Origin of the sequence: Flavobacterium sp. CAU 1735 (assembly GCF_039888695.1) — a bacterium.
In the GTDB taxonomy this organism is placed as follows: Bacteria; Bacteroidota; Bacteroidia; order Flavobacteriales; family Flavobacteriaceae; genus Flavobacterium.
Window position 1 is genome coordinate 18,221 of record NZ_JBDQQQ010000005.1, and the last position, 13,637, is coordinate 31,857.

The window sequence follows — 13,637 nt, forward strand, 5'->3', positions numbered from 1 at the left end:
TCTCCAATTACCATTTAATAATTGCACTTGCCCAGGTAAATCCGCTACCAAAAGCTGCCAATACTACCGTATCGCCGTCTTTGATTTTCCCTTGTTCCCAGGCTTCGGTTAAAGCGATCGGAATCGAGGCAGCGGTTGTATTTCCATATTTCTGGATGTTGTTATGAACCTGATCGTCGGTGAGTTTGAATTTTTGTTGAATAAACTGTGAAATTCTCAGGTTTGCCTGATGCGGAATCAACATATCGATATCGGATACCTGTAGGTTGTTGGCCTGTAATCCTTCCATGATCACTTCGCTAAAACGAACCACTGCATTTTTAAACACAAATTGTCCATTCATATACGGATAGTAACTTTCGTCGTTCGGATCGTTATCCGCCAAAATATCCGTTACCCAACGTTGTCCCATACCCGGTGCTTTTAACACCAATTCGTCGGCGTGCTCGCCTTCAGAATGCAAATGAGTTGACAATACACCTTTGCCCGGCGTTTCGCTTCGGCTTAAAACCGCAGCTCCGGCACCATCACCAAAAATCACCGATACTCCGCGACCTCTGGTGGTCATGTCCAATCCGGTAGAATGTACTTCAGAACCAATGATCAATATATTTTTATACATACCGGTTTTGATAAACTGATCGGCTACCGAAAGTGCGTATACAAATCCGGAACATTGATTTCGCACATCCAAAGCACCTACCGTGCGCAATCCAAGATCTCTTTGTACGGCAACACCCGGTCCCGGAAAATAATAATCCGGACTTAAGGTTGCGAAAACTACAAAATCAATATCTTCTTTAGCCACACCGGAACGTTCGATTGCAATTTTAGCGGCTTTAACGCCCATCGTTGTGGTGGTATCTTCTCCTCTAATTACATGGCGTCGCTCCTGAATACCGGTTCGTTCCTGGATCCACTCATCGTTGGTATCCATAATTTTTGACAAATCATCATTCGTTACCACATTATCGGGAACGTAATAGCCTAATCCTGAAATTCTTGACTGATACATTTTTTTATTTTTTTATTAAAAACAGGGATGCAAATTTACAAATTATAAAAAAACATGTCACCTTATCCTTTTATTTTTTGCACAATCTCAGACCGTTAGCATCAACAACCTTCTTTTTTCTTAAAACTTACAGCACTTTTGTAACAAGAGTGGTTCATCGTAGACCAATCTTTTAGACGAAATCTTCGTAAGTTATAAATCACTATTAATCGTAACACGAATATGAAATTAATGTACAAATCGGTTTTATTTGTGCTATTGGGAATCACTCCCCTATTCGCACAGGAAAACACCACCTACCAAAAGCCGCCAGCCAGTATCTTACAGTTGGCCGATTTTGAAAGAGCGCCATCCGTTATCATGGATACCAAAAAAGAATGGATGCTACTCACCTATCGCAACACCTACAAAAGTCTGGACGACCTCAACCAGGAAGAACTACGTCTGGGCGGTTTGCGTATCAACCCGGTAACCAATATTTCGAGTACGGTTACCTATATGAACAACATTAAAGTGCGCCGTATTAAGGATAAAAACATAATACAGGTACAAGGTTTACCGCAAAATCCGAAAATCAGCAACCTTTCCTGGTCGCCGGATGAGAAAAAAATGACTTTTACTCATACCACTGACAAGGGAGTAGAATTATGGATTCTGGATATTGCAACGGCTAAAGCTACAAAACTAACCGAAGCCAATCTGAATGCCAATCTTGGAAATCCAGTGAATTGGTTCCGCGACGGACAAAGTCTTTTGGTAAAAATGTTACCGAAAAACAGACCGGCTTTAATCGATGCTAAAAAAGACTTACCAAACGGTCCGATTGTATCGACCAGTGAAGGAAAAGTTTCTCAAAACAGAACGTATCAGGATTTGTTGAAAAACAGAACCGATGAAGCCAACTTCGAAAACATCACTACTTCGGAATTATACCGTATCGGACTGGATGGCAAAAGCAGTCTTTTTAAAGCCGCCGATATGTATGCCGGAGAAACGTTTTCACCGGACGGAAATTACCTATTGGTAACAGTCCTTCAAAAACCGTTTTCGTATATCGTACCCCTAAACCGTTTCCCGCAAAAAACAACCGTTTATGATGCAACTGGAAAAGAAGTTAAAGTGGTAAATGAAGTTCCGTTAACGGAGATCATGCCAAAAGGTTTTATGGCCGTGCGTAAAGGAAAAAGAAGTATGAACTGGAGAAACGATGCTCCGGCGACACTTTTCTTTGCCGAAGCATTGGATGAAGGAAATCCGGAAAACAAGGTCGATTTCCGCGATCAGTTGTATTTATGGTCGGCACCTTTTACATCCAATCCGACACCATTAGTAAAAACACAACAGCGTTTTAGCGATATCATTTGGGGTAACGACAAAATCGCAATTGTATCCGACAGCTGGTATGATACGCGTAATACCAAAACCTACCTGATCAACCCATCGAGTCCATCAGAAACACCAAAAGTAATCTGGGATCGAAACGAGCAGGATATTTATTCCGATCCGGGGAATTTTGAAACCGTTAAAAACAATTACGGCAAACGCGTTTTGGCACTGGAAAACGACAATGCCTTTTTAATCGGTGCCGGTTACACCAAAAACGGACAGTTTCCTTTTATCGACGAGTTTAACATCAAAACCTTAAAGACAAAACGTTTGTACCAATCGGCTTATACCGATAAAATGGAGAGCATTTTTTCTATAGAAGACTTTAAAAAAGGGGATGTTTTGGTACAAATCCAATCCAAAAGTGAATTCCCGAACTATTACTTCCGCAACATCAAAAAGAAAAACCAGTTAACACAGGTAACCGATTTTGCCAACCCGTTTGAAAGTATTAAAAACGTCTATAAAGAAGTGATCAAATACAAACGTAAAGACGGAGTGGAATTATCCGGTACGCTATACTTACCGGCAGGTTATGACCGTACGGCTAAAAAAGACAAACTACCGTTACTGATTTGGGCGTATCCAACCGAATACAAAGACAAAAACAGCGCCGGACAAAGTTCGTCCAACCCGAATGAGTTTACCTTCCCATACTACGGATCGTTTATTTATTGGGTAACCCGAGGATATGCCGTTTTGGATGATGCCGCTTTCCCGATTGTTGGAGAAGGAAAAACCGAACCGAACGATACTTTTATTCCGCAATTGGTAGCCAATGCCGAAGCAGCAATTGATGCCGTGGACAAATTGGGATATATCAACCGTAAAAAAGTTGCCGTTGGCGGACATTCTTATGGTGCCTTTATGACGGCGAACTTATTAACGCATTCCAACTTGTTTGCTTGTGGTATCGCCCGTAGTGGTGCCTACAACCGAACACTAACTCCTTTTGGGTTCCAAAGCGAGCAACGTAACTATTGGGAAGTACCAAACATTTATAACGAGATGTCTCCGTTTATGAATGCCGAAAAAATGAAAACACCTCTTTTATTGGTTCACGGTGAAGCCGATAACAACCCGGGAACATTTACGTTACAAACGGAACGTTATTTCCAGGCATTAAAAGGTTTGGGAGCACCGGCAAGAATGGTAATTCTACCGAAAGAATCTCATGGTTATGTAGCCAAAGAAAATATTTTCCATTTGTTATGGGAACAGGATCAATTCCTAGAAAAATATCTTAAAAATTAATCCTAAAAATCCCTCCTGTAACAAGGAGGGATTTTTTTATTGTACCGAAGTATTGTTATTTTTCGCTCTGAATTTTAGTTTGTGTTTTTACAACATTAATAGTAACGACATTATTCCCATATTCTGCAATTACTGCAAAAATGACGATTAAAAGGGCAAATGCAAAAGAACTGATTACTCCAATTGCAATAGTATTCCAAAAGGAAGGTACAAGCGGCTTTATAATGTCTTTCAATATTTCCGTTTGCCGACTTGCAACCTGTCCGTCATAATTTTTTAGTTCTTCTTGAAGTAGATTATCAATAAACCCTTGGAGCGTACACTCTGCTTTCGCTCTATAACTTTGAATAGCACAATCGGAAGATGAAAAATCATTAAATGCTATTAAATCCGTATCGGTAAGACAATTTCCTATCTGTTCCTGTTTTTCAATATATTCAACTTTACCCTTCTTATAGAATGAATAAGCAATATGTCCAATAAGATCGGTATCTCCTTCTACCAGTTTGGAATAAATGTAATTATAATTTCGCTGCATATTCCTTTAGAGATTTCCCATATGCTTCATTAATTTCCGCTCTACTGATCTCTCTAATCCTGACAATCCCATTTATAATGGTTTTGACAGTAATCACACCTTTATAATTTCCGGTATTTTCCAAACAAACATCATTATTAGCAATAAGCATACGATTGACTTTCCGTATTGTTCCCGGTGATATTTTAAATTTTAACTCTTGCATAACTCCTTCATTTTAAAATTCTGTCTTTATCAAAAATACGAAAAAAATATTTTTATAACAATATTTTAAAAACAAGATTGTTTTTTAACATCGCTTAAAAAACGACGTCCGCTACTTTTTATCATAAAAAAAAGCCTAACAAATTAGGCTTTCTTTATTTTAATTTCGATCGAATCGCTTGTATTTTATTTTGTCGTTCCATCGAAAAAGTAGCGGTAGCTTTATTCACATAGTCATAGATGACAACAGCTTTCCGATAGAGATTTTCCTGATAGTCTTTTCCCTGGCCAATTTGCGTTAGATAATCGGCAAAAAGTTCCAGATTGTCCGCCGAAAATCCCGGGTTTTCCAATAAGAAGGAAATGATATTTTCCGGTGCTACCTGTAATAATGTATCCCGTCCAAAACCCATTTCTTCCGTCAGTGCGTTATCGACCGGATCCGAATCCAACGTAAGTCCGCCACCGAATCCTCCGCCTTTCATTCGTTCCATCAATCGTTTTAAAGCAAATCCGAGTTCACTAATTTGCCGCATTAAGCTATCTTCTCTTGGCATCGTATATTATTTAGCTGATCATTAAGGTTACTTCCTCATTGTTTTCCAGTGCTGTATCGTGTTCAAAAAAGATCACTTTCCGGTCAAAAATACCTTTAATCAGATAGTGACTTCCTTTATAATACGATTGCTTGGCCAGTACTTTCATTTTTCCGCTTTCCACAACCCGCAATTGATGCGGATACAACAATACCACCTCATCTTCACCTTCGACTTCTACGATATCCGACAACTTCAGTTCGTTAACCTCGCCAAAAAGTGAAGCGGTATATTTATTTACCGGATTATTATAAATGATCGTCGAAGGCCCGCGGTCTACAATTTCACCGTCGAATAACACAAAAGTTTCATCGGCGAAAGACAAGGCATCCGTACTATCGTGCGTTGCCACGATACAGGTAATTTTTTTGGCTTTCAGATAGGCAAACAAATTGCGTCGCAGTGCATTTTTTCTAAAATTATCAATATGACTAAACGGCTCATCCAGCAACATCACCTCCGGTTCCAACGCCAATACCCGTGCCAGCGCGATACGTTGCTGCTGACCGCCACTCAGGTATTTTGCCTTTACATTGGCATATTCTGTCATTTCCACAATTTCCAACAACTCCTGAATGCGCTGTTTCTTTTCCTCCGGGTAGAAATTCGATAAAAACTTCCCGACATTTTCGGCCACCGTTACATACGGCATCAGATCAAAATCCTGAGCCAGGTATTTGATAAACGGCATACCGGCTACCAGATTGTATTTCGGTCCGAGTACCTGGGTTTCGCCCCAGAAAATCTGACCTTCATCCAGATCGTATAACCCGTAAATCAGTTTTAAAAGGGTACTCTTTCCACATCCGCTTTCACCAATAACCGCAATATGCTGTCCCTTTTCTATGGTAAAATCGATATTCTTAATTATCGTTTTTTCGTTATAACCGAACGAAATATTTTTTACGTGTAGCATTCTTATTTTTTAGAGGCACAAAATTACAAAGTTTCCTTATCCAACAACAGGAAGACAGCGGTAATCCTTTTAGGAGATTTGATATTTTTCAAAATTTCGGGTATCAATCCGTGCTTTAAGGTCGTGCAACAGGTTGTACAGTCCAAAAAAAGTACGGTTGATATACAAGAAGTGTTTCGATCCGCGGTTACCGTTCATTTTCCGTAATTGGGTATCTTTCGAAAAAGCTTCCCCCATTTTGGCGATATTTTCAAAAAATTCCGCATTGGAAAAATCGAAATAATCTCCGTGAAAAGGTTGCGTGAACAGACTTAGCAACTGGTGAAACAATTCTGAGAAATAAGCAATTTCTTCAGGTGTATCATCCGGGCGGAGGATTTCAAGTTCAAATAATTTTTCGCGGAATAGCACCGGATGGTTGATCACTTCAGGTCGGGCCAGTTCAAAATATGGGATATAAAAATCTTCCGGTACTTGCTTGATACAACCGAAGTCGATAGCAATCAGATTCGCTTCGGCATCCACCAGAAAATTCCCGGGATGCGGATCGGCATGTACCTGTTTTAAAGTATGCATCTGAAACATATAGAAATCCCACAAGGCCTGTCCGATGCGATCTCCTTGTTGTGGATCGCTATTACTGACAGCGAACTCCGACAAATGTTGTCCTTCCATCCAATCCATCGTAATGATTTTTTCGGATGACCATTCCGGATAATAGCCCGGAAATTTCAGATTTTCTATAGCCGAACAGGCTTTGGCAATCGCCATTCCCTGTTTTAATTCCAGTTTATAGTCGGTTTCTTCCAGCAGTTTTTGTTCTACTTCCTTAAAATATTTATCCGAATCCTTTCCCTGTAGGTTAAACATTTTAATGGCAAACGGCTTTACAATAGCCAGATCCGAACTAATACTATCGGCTACACCGGGATACTGAATTTTTACGGCCAGTTTTTTTCCGTTTTTTGTCGCCTTATGCACCTGACCGATGCTTGCCGCATTGACCGAATCGGGTGTAAAGGTATCGTATAAGGTTTCCGGGTATTCGCCCTGGTATTTTTTAAACGTTTTGCGAACCAACGGCGCCGATAATGGCGGAACGGAAAATTGTGCCAGTGAAAATTTTTCAACATACGCTTTCGGCATGATGTTTTTTTCCATACTGAGCATCTGCGCTACTTTTAACGCACTACCTTTCAGATTTTTCAATCCATCGTAGATATCCTCCGCATTATTTTCGTTGAGTTTGTCTTTGGAAAGTGTCGGATTTACCATTTTTTCGCCATAATAGGCCAGGTAATTTCCGCCCACTTTTAAACCTGTTTTCACGAGCGCTCCTGCCCGTTCCATTTTGTTTGTCGGGATTTTATTGAGTGTTTTCATAAGGTCAAACGATTTTGAGGGAGGATCTAGTTAAATCTTTCTTTCCAGACAAACTTGCCGAGGTCGAAAAGGCTTTCCAACGGGGTTGTATCCAATACATCGAATGCTGCTTTTACCGCTTTTTCGATCATGATATCCGTTTTTTCGAAACCAACCGATGTATCGTCTATCCAAAACTTCAGAATAAACAGGAATTGTACCCAGGCGGCTTCCGTCAATATCGGTTTGGCCACCTTATCGATTTTTTCATGTTTATCGGCAAACTGCGCCTGTATTTCTTCTTTAAGGAACTTTTTAAATCGATTGCGGAGTTTGCGCAGTTGTTTCAGATTATGTAAACCCTTTTCGTTTTCCTTTAGTACAAAGTAGACGTAACTTCTGTTTAAAGTCAGGATTTCAAAAAAAGTAAAATACAAGGCCAGTAATTTATTCCGATTGGAATAGGTTGCAAAGGCCTCGTCATTTTTAAGGCTTATCACTGCATTTTCGAACAACTTGATCCAAATGGTTTCCCGGATTCCGTCCAGTGACGGAAAGAAACTGTAAAATGCAGTTTCATCAATTTTGTTTTCCTTGCAAAAGTGAAACACACTCACCGGTTCCTGATGTTTTTCCAGAACCTGGTTCATATAATTGGTAATAATCGTATCTTCTGTAACGGATTCTTTTTTTCCGTTGGTTCTTTTCGTCACCGCCATAATCAAATTATATTTAAGGTTTTGTAAAGTTACAAAGCGATTGATGCGGTAATCCAAAAAATAAACAAAATATTTGTTAAATATCTTTCATAAAAATTGAACAACAGAATCCTAAAAACAAGACCTGACCGGTTATGAAAACGGGTCAGGTCTGTTCATTCCGATTTCGTTATTCTTAAAAACCGGCAGCAAAAATCGTCGCAAAATCTTCCAGTTTCGTTTGCCCGTCTACCGGCGAACCATTGCGTTCGAAATCGGCCGGAATCGTTCCATTTCGGAAACCGGAACCCATTTCAGTATACAATTGCGCCACCTCTTCCGGAAGTCCGGCCTGTTGCATTCCTTGTAAAGCCTGTTCGTCTGTAAATTCAACCCAAGGCAATTCCGGATTTCCGATCGCCGTTCCTAATATCCGAGCTGCTTCATTTGGCGTACGGACATCACTCACAATATAGCGGACATTTTTACCGGTACTGCTTTTTTGCAATTCTTCGGCAGCAGCGGTTGCGATATCGCCCGGATATACAAACGGCACACGAATAGCACCCGGATAATTCGCACCCATAATTCCCATTCCTTTGATCAACGGTACATCGTTATAAAAATTGGTGAAGAATAAACCGGCACGTAGAAAGGTTACGGAAACCGATTCCAATTCGCTATATATTTTCTCGATGTTATGCAATCCGGCGATCGGCCCGTTTCCGGTTGGCAAATCCCCACCGATACTGCTCAACATAACCACGCGTTTTACACCCGATGCAATGATCGCGGAAGCAAACGCTTTTCCGGCTTCGGTAGTATTTGCGATAATATTGGCACCGCCCATATTAGGTGGTGTCATGACAAAAACGGCATCTGCTCCGGTAAACGCTTCTTTTAAGAAATTGGCATCACTTACCGATCCGATCGCTGCATTTGCTCCTAATTTTTCGATCGCTTCTTTTCGATCTGCTGCGCTACTGATAACTGTTACATCATGTCCGGCTGCTACTAATTTTGTGGTTAAGGGTTTTCCGATGTTCCCTAAAGAACCAGAGATTGTTATTTTCATGTGAATTGTTTTTTAATTTGACAATACAAAGGTATATTTGCACTTACTTTTACACAAGTACTTACCCTAAAGTATGTATTATGACAGCGATTAAAGAAACATCAACGATACAGGAAAATAAACGTTATGCTCTGGAACAATGTCCGGTGAGTTATGTGATGGAACGCATTGGCGGTTACTGGAAACCGATTATTCTGTATCATCTTTCCAAAGGCGACAAACGTTATAGTGAATTAAAGAGGGCTATTCCGGCCATTACCGAAAAAATGCTCATCCAGCATTTAAAACAACTGGAAGGAGACAATCTGGTAATCCGCGAAGCCAAACCGGTTGTTCCTCCTTTTGTCACCTACCGACTGAGTAATGCAGGCGTTGGCTTATTACCGGTGATTGAGGCGATGGCGCAATGGGCTTTTCAGGATATGGAAGGAAAATTTTAATTTAAACGATTTCAGCTTACTTTTTATGTATCAGAATACTATTGAAACACAACTTTCCATAAACGGAAAAACACTTTACATTCATTTTCAAAACAATCATCCGGGCAAACCAACACTGGTCTTTTTACACGACTCTCTGGGCTGTATACAACTTTGGCGGGATTTTCCGGAAAAACTGGCTGAAGTCACGCAATGCAACGTATTGGTGTACGATCGGCTTGGGTATGGCAAATCGGCTCCGATGTCCACATACGAAAGACCCGTTGATTATCTGACAGAAGAAGCCACTGTCTTAAACGAATTACTTGTTCATCTAGAAATTGATCAAGCTATTTTATTCGGACATAGCGATGGTGGTTCGATTGCACTGATTACCGCCAGTAACTATCCGGAACGCATCAAAGCCGTGATTTGTGAAGCGGCTCATATTTTTGTAGAAGAAGTTACCTTAAAAGGAATCCGCGAAGCTATGGAAGCCTATACCACTACTGACTTAGCGGTTCGTTTGCAGAAATACCACGGCGATAAGGTGGACACGCTGTTTAAAGCCTGGACATTAACCTGGACTCGTGACGATTTTAGAAGTTGGAACATCGAAAAATTAGTATCCGCAATACGTTGTCCGCTCTTGTTTATTCAGGGAGAAGCCGATGAATACGGTACACTGGATCAGGTTGCCAAAACCATCAGTCTGGTTTCCGGACGATCGGAACAGTATCTTATTCCGAATATTGGTCATACCCCGCATAAGGAAGCTCCGGAACTGACATTAAATGCAGCAAAGCAATTTATCGAAACACTTTGATCCTAGCATAAACTAAAAAAGACTGTCGTTTCGACAGTCTTTTTATCTTTTATATCATTTGGAAATTAATTTCCGCCTTGTTTTTTAGCATCCTGAACCATTTTCTCATTTGCTGTGATAGCAAATTCAACACGACGGTTTTTGCTACGTCCTTCCGGAGTATCGTTTGTTGCAATCGGATCGGCAATACCCATTCCGGATACTTTAAAACGATTGGAAGACAAACCTTTTCCAGCCAGGTAACTTTTTACAGAAGCCGCTCTTTGCTCAGACAACGACTGGTTGTACTCTACTTTACCGGTATTATCGGTATATCCGTAAATTACGATATCCGTATCGGCATAGCTTTGAAAAACCGGAACCAATTTATCAAGGTTTGCTTTGGCAGAAGCTGTCAGGGTAGATTTGTTAGTATCAAAACGAACAGCATTTTCGCCCAATACCAATTTAATACCTTCTCCAACTCTCTCTACTTCAGCACCGGGTACAGCCTGTTCGATTTCACGAGCCTGTTTGTCCATTTTGTTTCCGATAACACCACCGGCAACACCACCAACAACACCACCAAGAACCGCACCTAAAGCACCATTTCCGCCTTTACCGATATTGTTTCCAAGTACACCACCTAAAACCGCACCGGCTACAGCACCAATACCAGCACCTTTTTGGGTATTATTTGCGTTTTTAACCGAATCGCAACTTGTAAAAACGGATCCGATCATGAATACCGCTGCTATTGTATAAATTGTTATCTTTTTCATATTCCTGATTTTATTTTTTAATTAGTTCAATTTTTCAAACTGGTATACTACATCTGTCAGTTTACCTCCTACGTTGATTTTATCGATCAACTGGAATGATGTTTCCGACTGATTTGCTAATTTCAACACATAACCTTCTTTCACTTTTTTGGCTTTTTCGCCCGCATCCAGAAGTTTTAAAACAAACTCACCTTCTTTATTTACAAACCAGGTAAAAGCAGAAGCGAAAGCCGGACAATTGGCTTTTTCCAAGGCCATATTCCCTTTGTTGTTGTTTGAAATAAATTTCCAGCTGCTTCCTTCAAAGCACTTTGAGTCGGCGATCTGAAACGAATTCACCTTAATGTATTCTGAACCCGGGTAACTAACAGAGCTTAAAACCCAGTTACCTTTAATTGCAACCTGTGAAGTTCGATCTAACTTCGTGTTGGTTACCGATGTTGACTTACATGAAAACAGCATCATGGTAAGTACACTTAAGAAAATTAATTTTTTCATATAGAGCGCTTTAAAATAACTAACACAAATATACTACCTACAGCATTAATTTGTTAAATTTTGAGTAAGAATTTTTCCACTATAAGCTGCATTTCGGTCATTTTGTCACATTTTTTTGGTTTGGTACTTAATTTGCATAAATCAGAAAAAGTTTAACAAAAAAAATACAGCTTATATATGACTACAGGAAAAATCAATGTATCGGTAGAAAACATCTTTCCTCTAATCAAGAAGTTTTTATACAGTGACCACGAAATTTTCCTTCGTGAACTTGTATCAAACGCGACGGATGCCACGCTAAAGTTAAAACATTTAACCAGTATTGGTGAGGCAAAAGTGGATTATGGAAATCCGGTTATCGAAGTAAAGATCGACAAAGACAATAAAAAAATACATATTATCGACCAGGGATTGGGTATGACGGCCGAAGAGGTTGAAAAATACATCAATCAGGTTGCTTTTTCCGGAGCGGAAGAGTTTTTGGAAAAATACAAAGACTCCGCTAAAGACTCGGGCATCATCGGGCATTTCGGACTTGGTTTTTACTCGGCCTTTATGGTTGCCGAAAAAGTGGAAATCATCACCAAATCCCACAAAGACGAACCGGCTGCACACTGGACTTGCGACGGAAGCCCGGAATTTACATTAGTAGCGTCTGATAAAACCGACCGAGGAACGGAAATCATTCTTCATATTGCCGAAGATTCACTGGAATTCCTGGAAGAAGGAAAAATCCGTGAGTTATTGATCAAATACAATAAATTTATGCCGGTGCCGATCAAATTCGGAACGCGCACCGAAAAAGTAACTACCGGCGAAGGTGATGATGCAACGGAAGAAACGATCACCGTAGACAATATCATCAACAACCCGAACCCGGCTTGGACCAAACAACCGAGCGATCTTAGCGATGTTGATTACAAAAACTTCTACCGCGAGTTGTATCCGATGCAATTCGAAGAACCGTTATTCAACATCCACTTAAACGTTGATTATCCGTTTAACCTGACCGGTATTTTGTATTTCCCGAAAATGTCGGCCGATTTACAAATCCAAAAAGACAAAATCCAGTTGTATCAAAACCAGGTTTTTGTTACGGATAACGTAGAAGGAATCGTTCCGGAATTTTTAACCATGTTAAAAGGAGTTATCGACTCTCCGGATATCCCGTTAAACGTATCGCGTTCGTACTTACAGGCGGATGGAAACGTAAAGAAAATTTCAAATTATATTACCCGTAAGGTAGCCGACAAATTAAAATCGTTGTTTACTGAGAACCGTGAGGATTTCGAACAGAAATGGAACGACATTAAAATCGTTTTGGAATACGGAATGTTATCCGAACCGAAATTCTATGAAAAAGCGGGTGCTTTCGTTTTATATCCTTCCGTAGATGGAAAATACTATACGCTGGAAGAATTAAAGGAAGCCATAAAAGACAAACAAACAGACAAAGACGACAAACTGGTTGTTCTGTACGCTTCGAATAAAGATGTACAACACAGCTATATCGAATCGGCTAAAGAAAAAGGTTATGAAGTACTATTATTGGACAGCCCGATCGTGTCACACCTGATTCAGAAACTGGAAGCCGACAATGAAAAACTAACGTTCACCCGTGTGGATTCGGATCATATTGACAATCTGATTAAAAAAGATGACAACCCGATTTCGAAACTATCGGAAGACGAGCAAAACAACCTGAAAACGGTGTTGGAAGAAATCGTACCGAAGACGTCGTACACGGTTCAGTTGGAAGCGATGGACAGTAAAGCGGCTCCATTTATGATCACGCAACCGGAGTTTATGCGCCGAATGAAAGAAATGAGTCAGTCCGGTGGCGGTGGTATGTTTGGTATGGGCAATTTCCCGGAAATGTACAACCTGATTATCAATACCAATTCCGATCTGGCCACTACCATTCTAAACACAACCGATAAACCGGTACAGGAAGGTCTTGTAAAACAGGCTTTGGATTTAGCGAAGCTATCTCAAAATCTTTTAAAAGGAGAAGAGCTAACCGCTTTTGTAAAACGTAATTTCGAGTTAATCAAATAACTCCAATTATTATATTCGATTATTTAGGAAA

General features: G+C 40.2%; 14 protein-coding genes. 4 read left to right on the forward strand and 10 right to left on the reverse strand.

Features of this window, described 5'->3' with window-relative positions:
• Nucleotides 1-7: 7 nt before the first annotated feature.
• A complete protein-coding gene (locus tag AAFN64_RS12015; RefSeq protein WP_300486181.1) occupies nucleotides 8-1,015 on the reverse strand; it encodes a beta-ketoacyl-ACP synthase III in 1,008 nt (335 codons plus the stop codon).
• Between the two features lie 222 nt (nucleotides 1,016-1,237).
• Here AAFN64_RS12015 and AAFN64_RS12020 point away from each other — a divergent pair, with 222 nt between their 5' ends.
• Nucleotides 1,238-3,655 (forward strand): prolyl oligopeptidase family serine peptidase, encoded by a 2,418-nt coding sequence (locus AAFN64_RS12020; RefSeq protein ID WP_347760615.1) that lies wholly within the window; start codon nucleotides 1,238-1,240, stop codon nucleotides 3,653-3,655.
• Nucleotides 3,656-3,710: 55 nt separating this feature from the next.
• Here the strand turns inward: AAFN64_RS12020 and AAFN64_RS12025 are convergent, their stop codons facing one another.
• The 7 genes from AAFN64_RS12025 to AAFN64_RS12055 all read right to left on the reverse strand — a co-directional run bounded on the left by AAFN64_RS12025 (nucleotide 3,711) and on the right by AAFN64_RS12055 (nucleotide 9,044).
• Entirely contained in the window at nucleotides 3,711-4,193 is a 483-nt protein-coding gene (locus AAFN64_RS12025) for a hypothetical protein (protein ID WP_347760616.1), read from the reverse strand.
• Nucleotides 4,177-4,398, reverse strand: coding sequence for a hypothetical protein (locus AAFN64_RS12030; protein WP_347760617.1), 222 nt, complete (start codon nucleotides 4,396-4,398; stop codon nucleotides 4,177-4,179). The genes AAFN64_RS12025 and AAFN64_RS12030 overlap by 17 nt, the downstream gene beginning before the upstream one ends.
• A 154-nt stretch (nucleotides 4,399-4,552) precedes the next feature.
• Nucleotides 4,553-4,954, reverse strand: a complete 402-nt coding sequence (locus AAFN64_RS12035) for a hypothetical protein (protein WP_347760618.1) — start codon at nucleotides 4,952-4,954, stop codon at nucleotides 4,553-4,555.
• 10 nt (nucleotides 4,955-4,964) lie between these two features.
• On the reverse strand, nucleotides 4,965-5,909 hold the full coding sequence (locus tag AAFN64_RS12040) for an ABC transporter ATP-binding protein (protein WP_347760619.1): 945 nt from the start codon (nucleotides 5,907-5,909) through the stop codon (nucleotides 4,965-4,967).
• Nucleotides 5,910-5,978: 69 nt separating this feature from the next.
• Entirely contained in the window at nucleotides 5,979-7,292 is a 1,314-nt protein-coding gene (locus tag AAFN64_RS12045; RefSeq protein WP_300486169.1) for an AarF/UbiB family protein, read from the reverse strand.
• Between the two features lie 26 nt (nucleotides 7,293-7,318).
• Nucleotides 7,319-7,990, reverse strand: coding sequence for a TetR family transcriptional regulator C-terminal domain-containing protein (locus tag AAFN64_RS12050; protein WP_300486167.1), 672 nt, complete (start codon nucleotides 7,988-7,990; stop codon nucleotides 7,319-7,321).
• 175 nt (nucleotides 7,991-8,165) lie between these two features.
• The gene (locus tag AAFN64_RS12055) at nucleotides 8,166-9,044 is read right to left on the reverse strand and encodes an NAD(P)H-binding protein (protein WP_347760620.1); all 879 of its coding nucleotides are present in this window, start codon (nucleotides 9,042-9,044) and stop codon (nucleotides 8,166-8,168) included.
• Nucleotides 9,045-9,124: 80 nt separating this feature from the next.
• On the opposite strand from AAFN64_RS12055, the gene AAFN64_RS12060 reads away from it, so the two are divergent.
• Together AAFN64_RS12060 and AAFN64_RS12065 are read left to right on the forward strand one after the other, a co-directional pair.
• The gene (locus tag AAFN64_RS12060; protein WP_347760621.1) at nucleotides 9,125-9,484 is read left to right on the forward strand and encodes a helix-turn-helix domain-containing protein; all 360 of its coding nucleotides are present in this window, start codon (nucleotides 9,125-9,127) and stop codon (nucleotides 9,482-9,484) included.
• Between the two features lie 25 nt (nucleotides 9,485-9,509).
• Nucleotides 9,510-10,289 (forward strand): alpha/beta hydrolase, encoded by a 780-nt coding sequence (locus AAFN64_RS12065; protein ID WP_347760622.1) that lies wholly within the window; start codon nucleotides 9,510-9,512, stop codon nucleotides 10,287-10,289.
• 65 nt (nucleotides 10,290-10,354) lie between these two features.
• On the opposite strand, the gene AAFN64_RS12070 is transcribed toward AAFN64_RS12065, so the two are convergent.
• Entirely contained in the window at nucleotides 10,355-11,050 is a 696-nt protein-coding gene (locus AAFN64_RS12070; RefSeq protein WP_136403155.1) for an OmpA family protein, read from the reverse strand.
• A 21-nt stretch (nucleotides 11,051-11,071) separates the two neighbouring features.
• A complete protein-coding gene (locus tag AAFN64_RS12075; protein ID WP_136403154.1) occupies nucleotides 11,072-11,548 on the reverse strand; it encodes a lipocalin family protein in 477 nt (158 codons plus the stop codon).
• 177 nt (nucleotides 11,549-11,725) lie between these two features.
• Here AAFN64_RS12075 and htpG point away from each other — a divergent pair, with 177 nt between their 5' ends.
• Complete coding sequence (gene htpG / locus AAFN64_RS12080; protein WP_347760623.1) at nucleotides 11,726-13,606, forward strand: molecular chaperone HtpG; 1,881 nt, start codon at nucleotides 11,726-11,728, stop codon at nucleotides 13,604-13,606.
• Nucleotides 13,607-13,637 lie beyond the last annotated feature (31 nt).

Excerpts from the sequence above, each read along its gene's own strand:
- AAFN64_RS12015 (WP_300486181.1), bottom strand. The coding sequence starts at position 1,015 with ATGTATCAGTCAAGAATTTCAGGATTAGGCTATTACGTTCCCGATAAT.
- AAFN64_RS12020 (WP_347760615.1), top strand. The coding sequence starts at position 1,238 with ATGAAATTAATGTACAAATCGGTTTTATTTGTGCTATTGGGAATCACT.
- AAFN64_RS12025 (WP_347760616.1), bottom strand. The coding sequence starts at position 4,193 with ATGCAGCGAAATTATAATTACATTTATTCCAAACTGGTAGAAGGAGAT.
- AAFN64_RS12030 (WP_347760617.1), bottom strand. The coding sequence starts at position 4,398 with ATGCAAGAGTTAAAATTTAAAATATCACCGGGAACAATACGGAAAGTC.
- AAFN64_RS12035 (WP_347760618.1), bottom strand. The coding sequence starts at position 4,954 with ATGCCAAGAGAAGATAGCTTAATGCGGCAAATTAGTGAACTCGGATTT.
- AAFN64_RS12040 (WP_347760619.1), bottom strand. The coding sequence starts at position 5,909 with ATGCTACACGTAAAAAATATTTCGTTCGGTTATAACGAAAAAACGATA.
- AAFN64_RS12045 (WP_300486169.1), bottom strand. The coding sequence starts at position 7,292 with ATGAAAACACTCAATAAAATCCCGACAAACAAAATGGAACGGGCAGGA.
- AAFN64_RS12050 (WP_300486167.1), bottom strand. The coding sequence starts at position 7,990 with ATGGCGGTGACGAAAAGAACCAACGGAAAAAAAGAATCCGTTACAGAA.
- AAFN64_RS12055 (WP_347760620.1), bottom strand. The coding sequence starts at position 9,044 with ATGAAAATAACAATCTCTGGTTCTTTAGGGAACATCGGAAAACCCTTA.
- AAFN64_RS12060 (WP_347760621.1), top strand. The coding sequence starts at position 9,125 with ATGACAGCGATTAAAGAAACATCAACGATACAGGAAAATAAACGTTAT.
- AAFN64_RS12065 (WP_347760622.1), top strand. The coding sequence starts at position 9,510 with ATGTATCAGAATACTATTGAAACACAACTTTCCATAAACGGAAAAACA.
- AAFN64_RS12070 (WP_136403155.1), bottom strand. The coding sequence starts at position 11,050 with ATGAAAAAGATAACAATTTATACAATAGCAGCGGTATTCATGATCGGA.
- AAFN64_RS12075 (WP_136403154.1), bottom strand. The coding sequence starts at position 11,548 with ATGAAAAAATTAATTTTCTTAAGTGTACTTACCATGATGCTGTTTTCA.
- htpG (WP_347760623.1), top strand. The coding sequence starts at position 11,726 with ATGACTACAGGAAAAATCAATGTATCGGTAGAAAACATCTTTCCTCTA.